The sequence below is a fragment of the Chryseobacterium sp. Y16C genome, from assembly GCF_022488405.1.
Lineage (GTDB): Bacteria > Bacteroidota > Bacteroidia > Flavobacteriales > Weeksellaceae > Chryseobacterium > Chryseobacterium geocarposphaerae.
The window spans coordinates 2,794,639-2,809,839 of record NZ_CP092711.1 but is presented as its reverse complement, the minus strand read 5'-3'; the positions used below and the strand labels follow the sequence as shown (position 1 = coordinate 2,809,839).

The 15,201-nt window shown below is 36.1% G+C and carries 14 protein-coding genes and 3 tRNA genes; 10 read left to right on the top strand and 7 right to left on the bottom strand.

From position 1 onward, the window contains the following. The 9 genes from MKS83_RS12590 to MKS83_RS12550 all read left to right on the top strand — a co-directional run bounded on the left by MKS83_RS12590 (position 1) and on the right by MKS83_RS12550 (position 8,400). On the top strand, positions 1-1,953 hold the full coding sequence (locus MKS83_RS12590; protein ID WP_240579970.1) for a heavy metal translocating P-type ATPase: 1,953 nt from the start codon (positions 1-3) through the stop codon (positions 1,951-1,953). A gap of 804 nt (positions 1,954-2,757) precedes the next feature. Beyond that, on the top strand, positions 2,758-3,123 hold the full coding sequence (locus MKS83_RS12585; RefSeq protein WP_240579969.1) for a hypothetical protein: 366 nt from the start codon (positions 2,758-2,760) through the stop codon (positions 3,121-3,123). 200 nt (positions 3,124-3,323) lie between these two features. Then, the gene (locus MKS83_RS12580; protein ID WP_240579968.1) at positions 3,324-3,599 is read left to right on the top strand and encodes a YHS domain-containing protein; all 276 of its coding nucleotides are present in this window, start codon (positions 3,324-3,326) and stop codon (positions 3,597-3,599) included. After that, positions 3,586-4,266, top strand: a complete 681-nt coding sequence (locus MKS83_RS12575) for an SCO family protein (RefSeq protein ID WP_240579967.1) — start codon at positions 3,586-3,588, stop codon at positions 4,264-4,266. Before MKS83_RS12580 ends, MKS83_RS12575 begins: the two co-directional genes overlap by 14 nt. Positions 4,267-4,297: 31 nt before the next feature. Beyond that, positions 4,298-4,972: a superoxide dismutase gene (locus MKS83_RS12570; RefSeq protein WP_240579966.1), complete on the top strand. Its 675-nt coding sequence runs from the start codon at positions 4,298-4,300 to the stop codon at positions 4,970-4,972. Between the two features lie 7 nt (positions 4,973-4,979). After that, positions 4,980-5,348 carry a hypothetical protein gene (locus MKS83_RS12565; protein ID WP_240579965.1) on the top strand — a complete coding sequence of 123 codons (369 nt, stop codon included), beginning with the start codon at positions 4,980-4,982 and terminating at the stop codon, positions 5,346-5,348. 245 nt (positions 5,349-5,593) lie between these two features. Continuing rightward, positions 5,594-6,421 (top strand): MbnP family protein, encoded by an 828-nt coding sequence (locus MKS83_RS12560; protein WP_240579964.1) that lies wholly within the window; start codon positions 5,594-5,596, stop codon positions 6,419-6,421. Then, positions 6,405-7,457 (top strand): cytochrome-c peroxidase, encoded by a 1,053-nt coding sequence (locus MKS83_RS12555; protein WP_410678545.1) that lies wholly within the window; start codon positions 6,405-6,407, stop codon positions 7,455-7,457. Before MKS83_RS12560 ends, MKS83_RS12555 begins: the two co-directional genes overlap by 17 nt. Position 7,458: 1 nt before the next feature. Continuing rightward, positions 7,459-8,400 carry a transporter gene (locus tag MKS83_RS12550; RefSeq protein ID WP_240579962.1) on the top strand — a complete coding sequence of 314 codons (942 nt, stop codon included), beginning with the start codon at positions 7,459-7,461 and terminating at the stop codon, positions 8,398-8,400. Between the two features lie 60 nt (positions 8,401-8,460). On the opposite strand, the gene MKS83_RS12545 is transcribed toward MKS83_RS12550, so the two are convergent. From MKS83_RS12545 to MKS83_RS12515, 7 genes are all read right to left on the bottom strand, one after another. After that, entirely contained in the window at positions 8,461-9,657 is a 1,197-nt protein-coding gene (locus MKS83_RS12545) for an MFS transporter (protein WP_240579961.1), read from the bottom strand. 52 nt (positions 9,658-9,709) lie between these two features. Further along, the gene (locus MKS83_RS12540; RefSeq protein ID WP_240579960.1) at positions 9,710-10,363 is read right to left on the bottom strand and encodes a FadR/GntR family transcriptional regulator; all 654 of its coding nucleotides are present in this window, start codon (positions 10,361-10,363) and stop codon (positions 9,710-9,712) included. A 143-nt stretch (positions 10,364-10,506) separates the two neighbouring features. Continuing rightward, positions 10,507-10,578, bottom strand: a tRNA-Glu gene (locus tag MKS83_RS12535). 91 nt (positions 10,579-10,669) lie between these two features. Continuing rightward, positions 10,670-10,741 (bottom strand) — tRNA-Glu (locus MKS83_RS12530). An 11-nt stretch (positions 10,742-10,752) separates the two neighbouring features. Continuing rightward, positions 10,753-11,007: a 30S ribosomal protein S20 gene (gene rpsT / locus MKS83_RS12525; RefSeq protein WP_100377227.1), complete on the bottom strand. Its 255-nt coding sequence runs from the start codon at positions 11,005-11,007 to the stop codon at positions 10,753-10,755. Positions 11,008-11,132: 125 nt separating this feature from the next. After that, positions 11,133-11,204 (bottom strand) — tRNA-Glu (locus MKS83_RS12520). A 58-nt stretch (positions 11,205-11,262) separates the two neighbouring features. Further along, positions 11,263-12,555 carry an N-acetylmuramoyl-L-alanine amidase gene (locus tag MKS83_RS12515; RefSeq protein ID WP_240579959.1) on the bottom strand — a complete coding sequence of 431 codons (1,293 nt, stop codon included), beginning with the start codon at positions 12,553-12,555 and terminating at the stop codon, positions 11,263-11,265. A 53-nt stretch (positions 12,556-12,608) separates the two neighbouring features. On the opposite strand from MKS83_RS12515, the gene MKS83_RS12510 reads away from it, so the two are divergent. Further along, a complete protein-coding gene (locus MKS83_RS12510) occupies positions 12,609-15,197 on the top strand; it encodes a putative LPS assembly protein LptD (protein WP_240579958.1) in 2,589 nt (862 codons plus the stop codon). The last annotated feature ends 4 nt before the right edge of the window (positions 15,198-15,201 follow it).

Sequence of the window (15,201 nt, the reverse complement as noted above, 5' to 3'; positions counted from 1 at the left end):
ATGGAAGAATGCTGTAGCACAAAACCAAAAAAAGAACATAATCACAATCATGAAGGTCATGATCATGGTCATTCTCATGATACGGGAGACCAATCAGTATTTCAGATGTTTCTGCCGGCGATAATCTCCTTTGTTTTATTATTAGTAGGTATTGCTTTAGACAATTATATAAAACAGGATTGGTTTGTTGGCTGGATTCGTTTAGTATGGTATTTAGTTGCTTACATTCCTGTTGGATTGCCTGTTTTAAAAGAAGCCTATGAAAGCATCACAAAAGGCGATGTTTTTTCTGAATTTTTCTTAATGGGAATCGCAACAGTAGGAGCTTTTGCCATTGGTGAATATCCCGAAGGTGTTGCAGTAATGCTCTTCTATTCGGTAGGTGAAGTTTTCCAGGCAATGGCAGTAACGAGAGCAAAAAGCAATATCAAATCCTTGCTCGATCAGCGCCCTGATGAAGTAACCGTTTTAAAAGATGGTAAACCTGAAACTGTAAAAGCCGAAAACGTAAATATTGGTGAAATAATTCAGTTAAAATCGGGGGAGAAACTGGGATTGGATGGAGAGCTGTTATCTGAAACAGCTTCATTTAATACGGCTTCATTAACGGGTGAAAGTAAACCGGATACCAAAACCAAAGGAGAAACTGTTCTAGCGGGAATGATTAATTTAAATACAGTCAGCCTGGTGAAAGTTACCACGGCTTACAAAGACAGTAAGTTGAGCAAGATTTTGGAATTGGTTCAGAATGCAACGGCTCAGAAAGCTCCAACAGAATTATTCATCAGAAAATTTGCGAAAATTTATACACCGATTGTTGTTTTTCTCGCTATCGGGATTACGCTATTGCCGTACTTTTTTGTTGAAGACTATCAATTCAAAACCTGGCTATACAGAGCATTGATATTCCTGGTGATTTCCTGTCCCTGTGCATTGGTGATTTCCATTCCATTAGGGTATTTCGGAGGAATAGGAGCGGGAAGTCGTAATGGAATCTTATTCAAAGGAAGTAACTTCTTGGACGTTCTGGCGAATGTTCAGAATGTAGTGATGGACAAAACCGGTACGATGACGGAAGGCGTTTTCAAAGTCCAGGAAGTTGATTTTAATAATGAATTTAATAAAGATGAAATTTTAAAATTCGTCAATGCTTTAGAAAGTAAAAGTTCGCATCCCGTTGCCACCGCAATCCATGAGTATGTCGGAGAAATTGATCACTCCATTTCATTGGAAAATGTGGAAGAAATTGCAGGACATGGATTAAAAGCAATCATAAGCGGAAAGGAATTACTTGTAGGTAATTTCAAGTTGATGGATAAGTTCGGAATCAGTTACCATGTCAAACCTGAAAATATTGTCTATACTTTAATTGCTGTAGCCTATGATAAAAAGTTTGTCGGTTATTTAACAATTGCAGATACTATTAAAGTTGACGCACAATTAACCATCGATAAATTAAAATCATTAAACGTAACAACGACAATGCTGAGCGGAGATAAACCGTCTGTTGTGAAGTATGTTGCCGATACTTTAGGAATTCAGAATGCTTACGGAGACCTGCTTCCTGAAGACAAGGTGAATAAAGTAAAAGAAATCAAAGCAAAAAATCAGACCGTAGCCTTTGTAGGAGATGGAGTAAATGATGCACCTGTTGTTGCTTTAAGCGATGTAGGAATTGCCATGGGCGGATTGGGAAGCGATGCGACGATTGAAACCGCAGATGTCGTAATTCAGGATGACAGACCCAGTAAAATTCCAATGGCAATCAATATAGGAAAGCAAACTAAAAAAATAGTTTGGCAGAATATTATCTTGGCGTTTGCAGTTAAAGCAATTGTTCTTGCGTTGGGAGCAGGAGGATTGGCAACGATGTGGGAAGCGGTTTTTGCAGATGTTGGAGTTGCATTGTTGGCTATTTTAAATGCGGTAAGAATTCAGCGGATGAAATTTTAAATTAATCAATCTTCAGTAAATTAAAAATAATTTAAAGACTTGTGTAATCTGTGGGAAAAGGATCCTAAAATTTATCCCCCGCAGATCACACAGATGTCACAGATGATTGCACATGTTTTTTTATTAGGATTAGAATATAAGAATCTGCGTAATCAGCCCAATTTACGGGGAGATAAAATTTAAATACATTTTTAGCATCCATTTAAATCAATCTCCTGCAGACTCCATGAATTTCACAGATGAAAATAAATAGGTCTATGTAATCTGAGCGATCTGTGGGAAAAGCATCCTAAAATTTATCTGCCACAGATCACACAGATGTCACAGATGATTGCACTTGCTTTTTATTACAATTAGAATATAAAAATCTGCGTAATCAGCCCAATTTGCGGGAGATAAAATTTAAATACATTTAGCATCCGTTTAAATCAATCTCCTGCAGACTCCATGAATTTCACAGATGAAAATAAATAGGTCTATGTAATCTGAGCGATCTGTGGGAAAAGGATCCTAAAATTTATCCCTCGCAGATCACACAGATGTCACAGATGATTGCACATGTTTTTTTATTAGGATTAGAATATAAGAATCTGCGTAATCAGCCCAATTTACGGGGAGATAAAATTTAAATACATTTTTAGCATCCGTTTAAATCAATCTCCCGCAGACTCCGTGAATTTCACAGATGAAAATAAATAGGTCTGTGTAATCTGAGCGATCTGTGGGAAATGAAATAAGAATGACTTTCATCATAAATCAACCGTAAAAACAAATTTCAGTAGTATATTTGTAGAAGAGAATTGATTGTTGAAGTTTTTCATTTCCATATTTATTATTTTCACGATTGCGATACGTCCTGTGTTGCCTTTGGTTAATTATGCGGTTAATTATGATTACATCGTGAAAAACCTTTGTGAAAAAAGAAATATTCCCCAGTCTACCTGTAAAGGAAAATGTTATGTTGAAAAAGAATTGGCAAAGACAGAAAAACAGTCTAATAATAACCAGAATATAAAAATTACCGGCTTAGATGTTTTTCTTTCTCAAGACATTCTTTCCTTTTCAGGTAAAAATCAATTTGATATTCCTATAAAAAATCCATCTTCGGATTATAACAAATCTCACACTTCAGAATATTTCGCAAGCATATTCCATCCTCCCTTGTCTTAGATTTTTTTAAACTAAATTTTTAGTTAGCTTAAATCATTGATCTTATCAAGTTTCAAGAAGTTAAGAATGTCTTTACGTAAAATAGAATGCTTAAAGAATCATGTACTTGTCTTCTTCAAAATTCATTCAGCTCATATTAATTTTAGTTTAAAAGTCAATTATTTTATTCAATACCACTATTAATTTCAATTTAATTTAAAATGAAATCAAAAATTATTTTGACGGCATTATTGTCCGTTTCATTAATGGCATGTGCTCAGGAAACCCCTAAAGTAAAGCATAAAAAAGCCAATACCGCTGCGAAATCAAATGTAAAAAAGATCAAATTTGCCAACGCAGTAGATCCTATTTGTCATATGCCGACGGAGCCTGATATGAAAGATACGGCAGTATATAAAAATAAAACGTACGGTTTTTGCAGTTCACTATGCAAAGACGAATTCAAAAAAAATCCTGAAAAGTATGCCCAAAAATAAAAACCCAAACAATACAAAAAGCAAAGTGATCATTCCGATTGCGGTTTTTGCGTTGCTTTTTCTGGGAATCGGTGTAGGAATGGGCTACTTTAAAAAGAACCTTTATACGGTAATGAAGGTTCCTGATTTCCAATTAACGGACCAGGATAATAAAAAAATAACCAACAAAGATATGCTTGGAAAAGTGTATTTGGTAGAATTTTTTTTCAGCAGATGTACTACAATCTGTCCGGTAATGAATACTAACATGAGAGCAATTGAGGACGAGATCAACAACCCAGATTTCGGAATTATTTCAATAAGCATTGATCCCGAAAATGATACCCCTCAATCACTGAAAGAACATGCTCAAAGAATTGGCGTAAAGTCTCCGAACTGGCATTTTTTAACGGGTAATAGAGATTATATAGGAAAATTGGCAGATCAGTTCAATATTTACGTTGGGGACAAAGAAGATGAAAGCGAAAGTCTCAATCACAGCGGAATGATTGCTCTTGTAGATAAAGAAGGGAATATCCGCTGCAGGTACAATAAAGACAATATGCCGATCCTTTATTATTCTGGGCTAAACTATGAAGATCCGGAAGGAAAAACGGCAAAACTGATGGGGAAATATCATCCTGACCGGGAGATATTAATTGAAGACATTAAGAAATTATTAAAATAATTATTGTTTAACCACTAAAAAACAAAACATTATGAAAATTTTAAAAATTGCTGCCTTAAGCGCAGTTTTCGCGGCGCAGTTTGCATTAGCCCAGTTCAAACAGACGCCTTTGCCGTATGCTTACAATGCACTGGAGGGTAATATTGATGCACAGACTATGGAAATTCATTATTCAAAACATGCAGCAGCCTATGTTGCGAATCTGAATAAAGCCATTGCAGGAACGCCACAGGAGAAACAAACCTTATTTCAGATTTTATCGAATGTATCAAAATTGCCAGCTGCAGTGAGAAATAATGCAGGAGGTCATTACAACCACGAATTGTTCTGGACGGTTTTAACGCCTGAAAAAAATACACAGCCATCTTCAAAACTGGCAAAAGCGATTAATGATGCTTTCGGAAGTATGGATGCCTTCAAGGAAAAGATGAGTAAAGCGGGAGCAGACCGTTTCGGTTCAGGATGGGCTTGGTTATCGGTGGATAAAAACGGGAAATTATTCGTGTCCTCGACACCTAATCAGGACAATCCCCTAATGGATGTTGTGGAAGAAAAAGGAACTCCTATTTTCGGTATTGATGTTTGGGAGCATGCTTATTATCTGAAATATCAGAATAAGAGAGCTGATTATTTAGCTGCGATCTGGAACGTAACCAACTGGAAGGAAATCAGCAGAAGATACGAAGAAGCGATCAGCAAAAAATAATGATTGAATGAACTTAGTTTGCAGCATATTTCTCACTTTGTTTGTGGTATTCAGGCCTCTGGTTCCACTGGTGGAATATGCTGTGAATTTTGAGTATATCTCCGAAGTGTTGTGTATCAATAAGAGCAATCCGGAGCTTCATTGTAACGGAAAATGTTACCTGAGCAAGGAAATAGCCAAAACAAATGATACCGATTCTTCCCCTTTAAATAAAACAAAGAATTCAGGCCAAAAACTACTGGATATCTACGTTCTCCCTGAAATTACTGAAATTACAGCAGCAGAAAAAAAAATCTTTTCAAATTCTAATTTCCTTTATAAAACAGCGTACTCTTTCCTGTTTTTAAAACATATTTTCAGACCACCCGTTTTTTAAGTTATTTTTCAAATCTTGTTTTACTGCAAGAGTTTCCATATTTATTTTTTTTAAAATTAAACGTGTAGTTGTCATTCCATAGAATCTCGGCAAATATTTCATGTTGTAATTTTAAATAACTCCCCTTAGATTTCTACGAAATGACAAAGAGGTGCTTATTCTGTGTCAACTTTTGCAGTTTAAAAAATGAATGTTCTACCGTTCAATCAATAATCAATTAAAAATTTCAACTTAAAAAATCAACAATGAAAATTTATAAATTTTTGTCATTATCTTTTATTGCCTTTACTTTTTTTACTTTTATCTCCTGTCGTAGCAACGATGAAGATGATTCATCAGCAGAAGCAAAGGGAAACCTTCAGCTCAAATTTGAGAACGGTTTTACGAATCTGGGCGATATTGTTTTGAATCAGACCACACAAACATCTTCACAGGGACAGAAGCATCAGTTCTCCAACATAAAATATGTGATCAGTAACATCAGTCTGATTGATGAAAACGGAAATGAATTTAAATATCACGAGAATAATCCTGATAAAGGTGCTTTCATCATCGACCAGGCCGATGCAATTGCAGGCATTGTCTATGTTAATCTCAATGAAATCCCGAAGAACAATTATAAAAAAATAAAATTAGGTTTGGGAATCAGTCAGAATGCCTATCTGTTGGGACAGGACGGGCAAGCGGAATTCTGGAATAAGGCCAAACAAAAAGGAATGTCTTGGTCCTGGGCGGCAGGTTATGTTTTTGTAAAGCTCGAGGGGAAATACGGGATCAATTCTCCCGACACAGAGTTCATGAATCATACCGGAAATATGGGGAATGTAACGGCCAATGGTACTCCGGATCTTTACCGGGAGATTACTTTGAATCTTCCGACAACAGCAAGAGTGACAAATCAAATTACACCTTCTATTCATATTCTGGCAGATTTTAATCAGTATTTAAGTGGAGAAACGCCGTTGTTTTTAAATTCTACCAATGATATGATGATGGGCTCAAGCCAACATTTGGTAAATGTAACGGATAACCTGACGAAAATGTTTAAAGTAGACCATGTTCACAATGATTAAGATATTTCAAACCGGGTTATTATCCTTATTTTTTTTAAGTTTTGTATCATGTTCTGATGAGGTGATAGAACCGTTGGAAAAAGATGAGGTTTACAGTCTTTCATTCCCGTCATACTTTCCGGAAATGACTTTTGATACCTCCGGAAATCCGGTCACAAAAAACGGCATGAAGTTGGGACGAAAATTATTTTATGAAGGAAGACTTTCGCGCAACAATACCATTTCATGCGGGTTCTGTCATATCCAGGAAAATGCGTTTACCCATCACGGTCATACTGTAAGTCATGGAGTGGACGACAGAATCGGAATCCGGAATGCACCACCCATTCAGAATATGGCTTTTCTAAAGCGATATATGTGGGACGGAGTGGTCCATAATCTGGATGAACAGCCGATTATTCCCATTGCCAATGAAGACGAAATGGATAGCTCGATGCCTGAAGTAGTTTCGAAGTTAAGTTCAGATGCTAAGTACAAGAAACTGTTCAAAGCAGCTTATGGAGATGAGAATATTACAGGAGAAAGAGTACTGAAAGCATTATCCCAGTTTATGGTAACCTTGATTTCCGCGGATTCTAAATATGACAGGGTAAAGCAAGGAAAAGAAAATTTTTCTTCAGAAGAAACACAAGGCATGAGCTTATTTCAGCAAAAATGCGCGTCTTGTCATAGCGGAGCATTATTTACGGATGAAAGTTTCAGGAATACAGGAATGTATTACAATGTGCAGTTTAAAGATGCAGGAAGATATCGGGTGACACTTGATCAAAACGACTGGATGAAATTTCGGGTGCCAAGTTTGCGAAATGTAGAATATACAGCGCCTTATATGCACGATGGAAGATTTTACACATTGGAAGCGGTACTTAATTTCTATTCAGATAACGTAGAAAACAGTCCGAATCTTGATCCGCAACTGAAGCAAAACGGACATCTAGGAATTGCGATGAAACCTCAGGAAAAACAACTGATTATTGCTTTTCTGAAAACACTTTCCGATAAAAATTTTATCACGAATCCAAAATTTGCAGAATAAAATGAAGAAGATTTTTTTAATCATAGGTCTGATTTTGTTGAATGGATTTCAGGCTAAAACAATCCATGATAGCCTTTTTATTCCCAAGTATTTTAATTCGGTTGTTTTAGATGATTGTGATGCTTGCGGATGTGCCGCAGGAAACGGCTCTTCCGGTTTTGAATCTTTACTGAATCCTCAGTTTATCGGGATTAAATATTTTGCCCAGCATTATAAAGCGAGGGAAAACCTATTTGTAAAGGACTTAATTCAGGATCAGTATTTTAATACTATACAGCTTTGGGGTAAAATTCCTTTGACGAAAAAACTAAGTGTGTATGCAAGTTTACCATTTCATTTCCATGAAAAGAAAACTATGCAGGGAGATATCAATATCAATGGAATCGGAGATTTGAACCTGATGGGAATTTATCAGTTTTTGAATTCAAAAGATAATATCCATCAGCTGAATGGAGGATTTGGATTGAAACTTCCGCTGGGGAAATTTGATGAAAAGGGTATTACAGGTGTCAATCCAAGCTTTCAGTTAGGAACAGGAAGCTGGGATTATCAGATGGTGCTGAACTATAAATTTCAGAAAAATAAAGTCGCTGTTTTGTTGAATACGGATTACACGGTAAAAACTGAAAATAAAAAATATTACCGCTTCGGAAGCCAGTGGAATTATGCGGCAACAGGCTTTTATCAGCTTTTAGGGAACGATACAATGATCTTCTCCGGAAAAGTAGGTCTACAGGGTGAAGTGTATGGCTGTAATAAGCAGTTTGATGAGGTTTTGCCCAATACAGCGGGAAGTGCCCTGTATGGGAAATTGGGGTTTGAGGCATCCTATAAAAAATTCAGTCTGGGAAGTGAGCTGATGCTTCCTGCCTATTCACATTTGGCGGGAGGTGATATTGAAGCTAAATCCCGTTTCAGTATTTTCCTGAATTTCGGGATTTAACTGAAATATTTTAAAAGAAACACTTGTTGTTAACCTCCACCGAAAAAGGTGGAGGTTTTTTTATTTTTTTAGATTAGGCAGAAATGCGGTGATGATTCCCATTAATGGTAAAAATGCGCAGATTTTAAATACATATTCAATACTGGTATCGTCTGCAACTGCTCCCAATACAGCCGAACCGATTCCGCCCATTCCAAACATAAATCCAAAGAACAATCCTGCAACCAGTCCTATTTTATTAGGCAAAAGATCCGTCGCAAATACCAAGATTGCAGAAAATGCAGAAGCAATAATTAATCCGATGATAACGGCAAAAGCGATGGTCCAGAATAAGGAAAGATAAGGCAGGCAAAGCGTAAACGGAGCCGCTCCCAAAATTGATATCCAAATAATTTTCTTTCTTCCGTATTTATCTCCTAATTTTCCTCCTAAAATAGTGCCTACAGCAACTGCTGCGAGAAACATGAATAAATACAACTGAGAGTCCTTTACAGAAATATGAAATTTATCAATCAGGAAGAATGTAAAATAATTGGTCATCGACGCCAGATAAATGTATTTAGAAAATACCAGCGCTAATAAGATGGTAATTGAAAAAATAATTTTTTTACGGGAAAGATTGATATGGATAATATCGTTTGGATGCTTGGATGACTTTTTAAAACTCAATCTTTCTGCATACCAGTTTCCGATTCTCCATAGAACAATGATTCCGATAAACGCTGCAATAGCAAAAAGACCTACATAGCCTTTACCTAACGGAAGGATAATCAATGCAACCAATAGAGGCCCAATAGCACTCCCCGAATTTCCGCCAACCTGAAAGATAGATTGTGCCAAACCTTTCTGTCCTCCGGAAGCTAATTGAGCTACTCTTGAAGCTTCAGGGTGAAAAACGGATGATCCCATTCCGATTAACCCGACCGCGATCAGGATCACATAATACTGATGAGCTGCTGCCAACAATAATAAACCTGCCATTGATAATCCCATTCCGATAGCCAGAGATCTTGGATTAGGCTTTTTATCGGTATAAATTCCGACGAACGGTTGTAAAATGGAAGCTGTAAGTTGAAATACCAGTGTGATGATTCCAATCTGGGCAAAAGATAAATTAAATTCACCTTTCACGATGGGATAGAGTGAAGGAATGGTAGATTGGATCAGATCATTTAAAAAATGAGAGAAACTGATCATAAATAAAATCGGATAGACAATTTTGTTGGGGTCGATGTTTTTTGTTGTGATATTTTCCATAATAATTTTAATTCATCTGGTCATCTGATGAATTTTGTTAAAAGTTTAATTTTTAATAAATCCGATCAACGATTTGTTGAGCAATAAATGCTGCTTCCTCTGCATTTTGAGTTTCTATAGCTAAATAAAGACGTTCATGAATAGCTTGGGAAATAATAAAAGAGGATGTGTCATTATGCCTAATTTCAAAAGATCTTAAAATATGGGAACTTGTTATTTTATAAATTTCCTTTAAAAGACTGTTTCCACAGGCTTCAGCAATTGCAATGTGGAAATTGGTATCTGCCTGATAACATTCCAGTGCTTTTTTTTCTTCTGCCAATGCATTTCTTTGATTCAGATAGAATTTGATTTTTTCCAACTGTTCTTCATCACGATATAATGCTGCCTTGGCTGCAATTTTAGCATCCAGTAAAGAGCGTACCTCCTGTACATCTTCAATCTGCGCCTTATCCATCTGAGATTCCAAGGATTCATGAATGGTATTGGAAATGACAAAAGTTCCCACTCCCTGCTGTACATCCAATACTCCTTTAATCGAAAGTATTTTGATGGCTTCTCGAATGCTTGATCTTCCCACTCCGTAGATTTTCATAAGTTCAGGCTCGGTAGGCAGTTTCTCACCAACAGCATACTCATTGCTGACGATTCCTTCAATCAATCGGTCTGCTACTTCCTGGGCTAATGTTTTTCTTTGGATCTGCATATTTTACACATCATATCATCTGATGAATTACAAAGATATACATTTAAATTTACTTTATCAGAAATAAAATGATATTATTTTCAATAATTAAAAAGATAAAATTGGTAAATAAAAAAGAGATTCAAAAATGAATCTCTTTTAAGTAGCCCGTAGGGGAATCGAACCCCTCTTACCAGAATGAAAATCTGAGGTCCTAACCGATAGACGAACGGGCCATCTAGTTTCTGCAAATGCAGGGTTAGCTTTTTGTTTTTATAAGTTGCAACTCTTATTTAATTACCAGGTTAGAGTAGTAATTAAATTTTGTAGCCCGTAGGGGAATCGAACCCCTCTTACCAGAATGAAAATCTGAGGTCCTAACCGATAGACGAACGGGCCAACTATACTTATTAAGCTAGTTTATTAACGTGCTTAGTTAATTTGCTTTTCAAGTTAGCTGCTTTGTTTTTGTGGATAATGTTTTTCTTAGCTAATTTATCCAACAAAGAGATAACCTTTGGCAATTGTTCTGCAGCAGCAGCTTTGTCCTCTTCATTTCTCAATACTTTCATTGCTGTTCTAGCAGTCTTGTGGTAGTATCTGTTACGAAGTTTTCTTGCTTCGTTCTGTCTAATTCTCTTTAATGCTGATTTATGATTTGCCATATCGTTCAAATGTGAGTGCAAAAGTATAAACTTTTTTTTTATCTACCAAATTTATTTTTTAAAAATTTTAAAAATTTTGGTTTTTTTAATTTATCCTCTCGCGAGTTAATATTATCTTTTATTTGTAGCCTATAGGGGAATCGAACCCCTGTTGCAAGAATGAAAATCTTGAGTCCTAACCACTAGACGAATAGGCCAAATTTTGAGGTTGCAAAAGTATAAATAAACTTTTAAACTTCAAAATTATTTTTTGACCTATTTGTAAACTTTCTGAATAACAGTATTTTTAATTCCCTTCTTCTCAAGATCTTTTTGGAGGTCTATTGCTCCTTCTAAAGAATCTGCCTTTCCATAGGTGTAGTAGAAGGTTCCATTCGTTTTGGTTCTGTCTACATCTTTAAGGGACTGAAGAATGAAAGAGTTGCTGCTCAGTTTATCCGGACCTGCATATAATTCAATTGTATAATACCCGGTACTCAATTTCTGGTTAGGCATAAACCCGACTGCATATGCGTTTTTAAATCCTGCATCTTTTGCGGTTCTAAGATTGATATCTCTTGTTGAGGCCATATTCGTAACACTGTAGTAATATTTGTAGACTCCTCCTTCTTTTATGGTCAGAATATAATTAAGTCCTTTTAAAGCAGGGTCTCCGTCATTATATTTTACAGATGAGGTGATTAGAAGTATTCTGAAATCGTTTTTCAAAGCAACTTCGGCAGGTTTTTCCGGCTCAGGTTTTTTCACAATGGTACCTGAAGAAGTTTTTCGGTCTACCGCCTTTTTATAATCAATAATAGCTTTATAAATATTTTCAGCAGTCTCTTGTCGTCCTTGTTCGGAATTTAGAAAGGCTGCATCATCATAATTGTTGACAAAACCGGTTTCAATTAAAATAGAAGGCATGGCGCTTCTTCTTAAGATGTGGAGGTTTTCCTGTTTTACTCCACGGGAAAATCTTCCCGTTTTAGCAAAATTATCTTCCACAAAGGTTCCTAAAATAAGACTGTTTTCAAGATATTTGCTCTGCTGTAATTTTAAGGCAATCAATGATTCTGGTGAAGAGGGATCATAAGAGGAGAATGTTTCTTTATCTTTTTCATCAAGGTAAATCACATTATTTTCCTGTTTTGCTACCTCCAGGTTTTCTCTGTTTTGGGCAGGTCCCTGTACAAAGGTTTCGGTCCCTCTTGCGGTAGCTGTTTTACTCGGAGAAGAGTTGACGTGTACGGAAATAAATAAATCCGCTTTACTTCTGTTGGCGATATTGGTTCTGTCCGTTAAAGAAGGATATTCGTCAATCTTACGGGTGTATATGACTTTAAAGTCTTTATTTTTTTCGAGCATGGCTCCCAGTTTAAGAACGATGCCGAGTGTAACGTCTTTTTCTTGTACAAGCCCTATATCAGAGTAGTTTCTGTTGGCTCCTATATCTCCTCCGCCATGACCTGCGTCTAAGACTACGGTGAATTTTTTTTGAGCAAAGGAAAAGTTGAAAAGGAGTATCGCAAGAAATGATAAAATTATTTTAAAATTTTGTTTGTACATCTTACAGTTTTAAAAATTATATTAATTTTGGACCTTAATTATATAACATAAAATTGGCCAAAACCGTCTCCAAAAATATATTACAAATTTTAATTATCCTAATTTTTAACAATTTTTTAGCACAGAAAACGCCTGAAAAATTGCCTAAAAGTGCGGTTAATGATACTATTATCCAAAAGGATACCATTGCTGTAAAAAAAGAATCTTTAGAAGATGTTCTGAGAACAAAAGCTGATGAAGAGCGAAATGATGTTCAGAAGAAAATGACGTATCTGTTGAAAAATGCCCAGGTGAAATACCAGGATATGCAGATAGATGCTGATTATATCTCGATAGATCACGACAGAAGCTTGATTTATGCAAGAGGAAAACAGGATGCTTCCGGAAAGATTATAGAAAATGTAATCACCAATCAGGGGGGTAAAAAGTATGAGACAACAGAATTCAGCTATAATACCAAAACCAGGCAGGCTATTGCGTATAATGCACGAACGGAAGAAAGTGAAGGGGTTATCATAGCACAGAAAACAAAGAAATACAGTGATACTGTATTTGCAATGAAGAACGGTGATTACACTACGGATACTTATTTTATTCAAAAGAAAGATACTTTGCCCGATTATAAAATGAGGGCTTCCAATATTAAATTAATTAAGACAAAAAACAATTCCCAGATTGTAACAGGCCCCATCAGGATGTATATTGAGGAGATTCCGACTCCACTCATCATGCCTTTTGCAATCCTTCCTTTTTCCTCTAAAAGAGCTGCCGGAATTCTAATTCCAAGTTTTGGAGAGCGACAGGATGTAGGATTCTTTTTAAATGGGATCGGGTATTATCAGCCTATTGGTGAACATTTTGACCTCAAAGTTCTAGCAGATATTTATACAAAAGGAAGCTGGAACTTACGTCCCGAAATGCATTATTTAAAAAAATACAGATATTCTGGTAGCTTTTCGGCGGACATAGGAAAGACTATTAGAGGAATAAAAGGACTTGAAAATTATACCGAAACAGGAACTTATAGGATTGCATGGACTCATACACAGGATACAAAAGCTAATCCGTTTTTAACATTCTCTGCTTCTGTTAATGCAACCAGCCAGACATTCTATAATAATACGGTAAACAATAGTTATATTTTGGATCAGAGTGTGTTGCAGACACAACAGAACTCTACATTAACGCTTACCAAAAGGTTCCTAACATTGCCTATTACAATTACAGGAACTGCCTCTTACTCACAGAACTTCGCAACCGGGCTTTCAGATTTGAGACTTCCTCAGATGAATGTGGCAGTAAACCAATTTTATCTGTTCAAGTCAAAAACAGGAACAAGAAGCGGACTTCTTGAAAATATTACCGTGAATACAAGTTTGAATCTTAATAATTATGTTCAGACCAATAGCGGAGAATTGTTTAAAAAAGCAATGTGGGATAAAATGCAGACCGGAATAAAGAATAATATTACACTGGGAACAAATACTACAGTTGCAAAATATTTTACTTTTAGTTTAGGGGCGAATATTGACAATGCTTTAACCACTAAAACATTAACGAAGTATTATGATCCTGTTGAAATGGAAGTGGTAAATAAAATGAATAATAAAATTGCAGGATATTCCACTTTTTCTACCACTGCAAGTATTCAGACCACATTGTACGGTCAGGCAAACTTTAAAAAAGGATCGACTATTGAAGCCATCAGACACGTGGTGACACCAAGCATTGGGTTTACTTATTCCCCTGATTTTGGAGATACAAAATTCGGGTACTATAAAAATTATTATACGGCAAATGGGGCGCTTACACCTTATTCTATTTTTGAAAATAACGGAATTATAGGATCTCCAACTACAGGAATGGTAGGAGCGCTTAATTTTAATATTGGAAACAATATTGAAATGAAAGTAAAATCAAAAAGTGATTCCACCGGATTGAAAAAAGTAAAAATCTTTGAATCACTAAGCCTTGCCGGGAATTATAATTTTGCGGCAAAAGATCATCCTTGGTCTATAATGACAATCAACGGGCAATCGTCTTTTTTCAATAACAAGCTTACTGTAAATACAAGTTTATCATTAGACCCCTATAGAATTATATTTGAACCGGGAGCAGAAACCGGGATAAGAACCGAAGACTTTGGTCATTTTAGTTTACAGGGCTTTAATGTGCAGATGTCTTATCCTTTAAGCAGTGAAATTTTTGGTGAAAAAGTAGACTATCCTAAAAAATATCCTGCAAAAGGAGATATCCGAAATGAAGTTTATTATTTTGATGACGATAATTATGCTCATTTTGATCAGGCCTGGACACTGAATATCAGTACAAACTACCAATATTCAAAAGGTTTGTCCAGAACTCCTAACAGAATGGCTTCTCTGGGGCTGGATGGAAGCATTAAATTAACACCGTATTGGAATATTACCGGAAGTACGCATTATGATTTGGTGACGAAAGATTTGGCTTTAACGCGTATTGGTTTTTCAAGGGATCAGAGAAGTTTTACCATCAATTTTAACTGGGTTCCTTTTGGACGCTATAAGGTATACGACTTCTTTATCGGGATAAAAGCGAACATTTTAAGTGACGCATTGAAGTATAAAGACAGAAGCTTTACGCAGCCAAATGCACCTTTCTAAGATA

Bases quoted from the DNA above. Each gene is read 5' to 3' on its own strand.
- MKS83_RS12590 (WP_240579970.1), top strand. From the start codon at position 1: ATGGAAGAATGCTGTAGCACAAAACCAAAAAAAGAACATAATCACAAT.
- MKS83_RS12580 (WP_240579968.1), top strand. From the start codon at position 3,324: ATGAAATCAAAAATTATTTTGACGGCATTATTGTCCGTTTCATTAATG.
- MKS83_RS12575 (WP_240579967.1), top strand. From the start codon at position 3,586: ATGCCCAAAAATAAAAACCCAAACAATACAAAAAGCAAAGTGATCATT.
- MKS83_RS12570 (WP_240579966.1), top strand. From the start codon at position 4,298: ATGAAAATTTTAAAAATTGCTGCCTTAAGCGCAGTTTTCGCGGCGCAG.
- MKS83_RS12565 (WP_240579965.1), top strand. From the start codon at position 4,980: ATGAACTTAGTTTGCAGCATATTTCTCACTTTGTTTGTGGTATTCAGG.
- MKS83_RS12560 (WP_240579964.1), top strand. From the start codon at position 5,594: ATGAAAATTTATAAATTTTTGTCATTATCTTTTATTGCCTTTACTTTT.
- MKS83_RS12555 (WP_410678545.1), top strand. From the start codon at position 6,405: ATGTTCACAATGATTAAGATATTTCAAACCGGGTTATTATCCTTATTT.
- MKS83_RS12550 (WP_240579962.1), top strand. From the start codon at position 7,459: ATGAAGAAGATTTTTTTAATCATAGGTCTGATTTTGTTGAATGGATTT.
- MKS83_RS12545 (WP_240579961.1), bottom strand. From the start codon at position 9,657: ATGGAAAATATCACAACAAAAAACATCGACCCCAACAAAATTGTCTAT.
- MKS83_RS12540 (WP_240579960.1), bottom strand. From the start codon at position 10,363: ATGCAGATCCAAAGAAAAACATTAGCCCAGGAAGTAGCAGACCGATTG.
- rpsT (WP_100377227.1), bottom strand. From the start codon at position 11,007: ATGGCAAATCATAAATCAGCATTAAAGAGAATTAGACAGAACGAAGCA.
- MKS83_RS12515 (WP_240579959.1), bottom strand. From the start codon at position 12,555: ATGTACAAACAAAATTTTAAAATAATTTTATCATTTCTTGCGATACTC.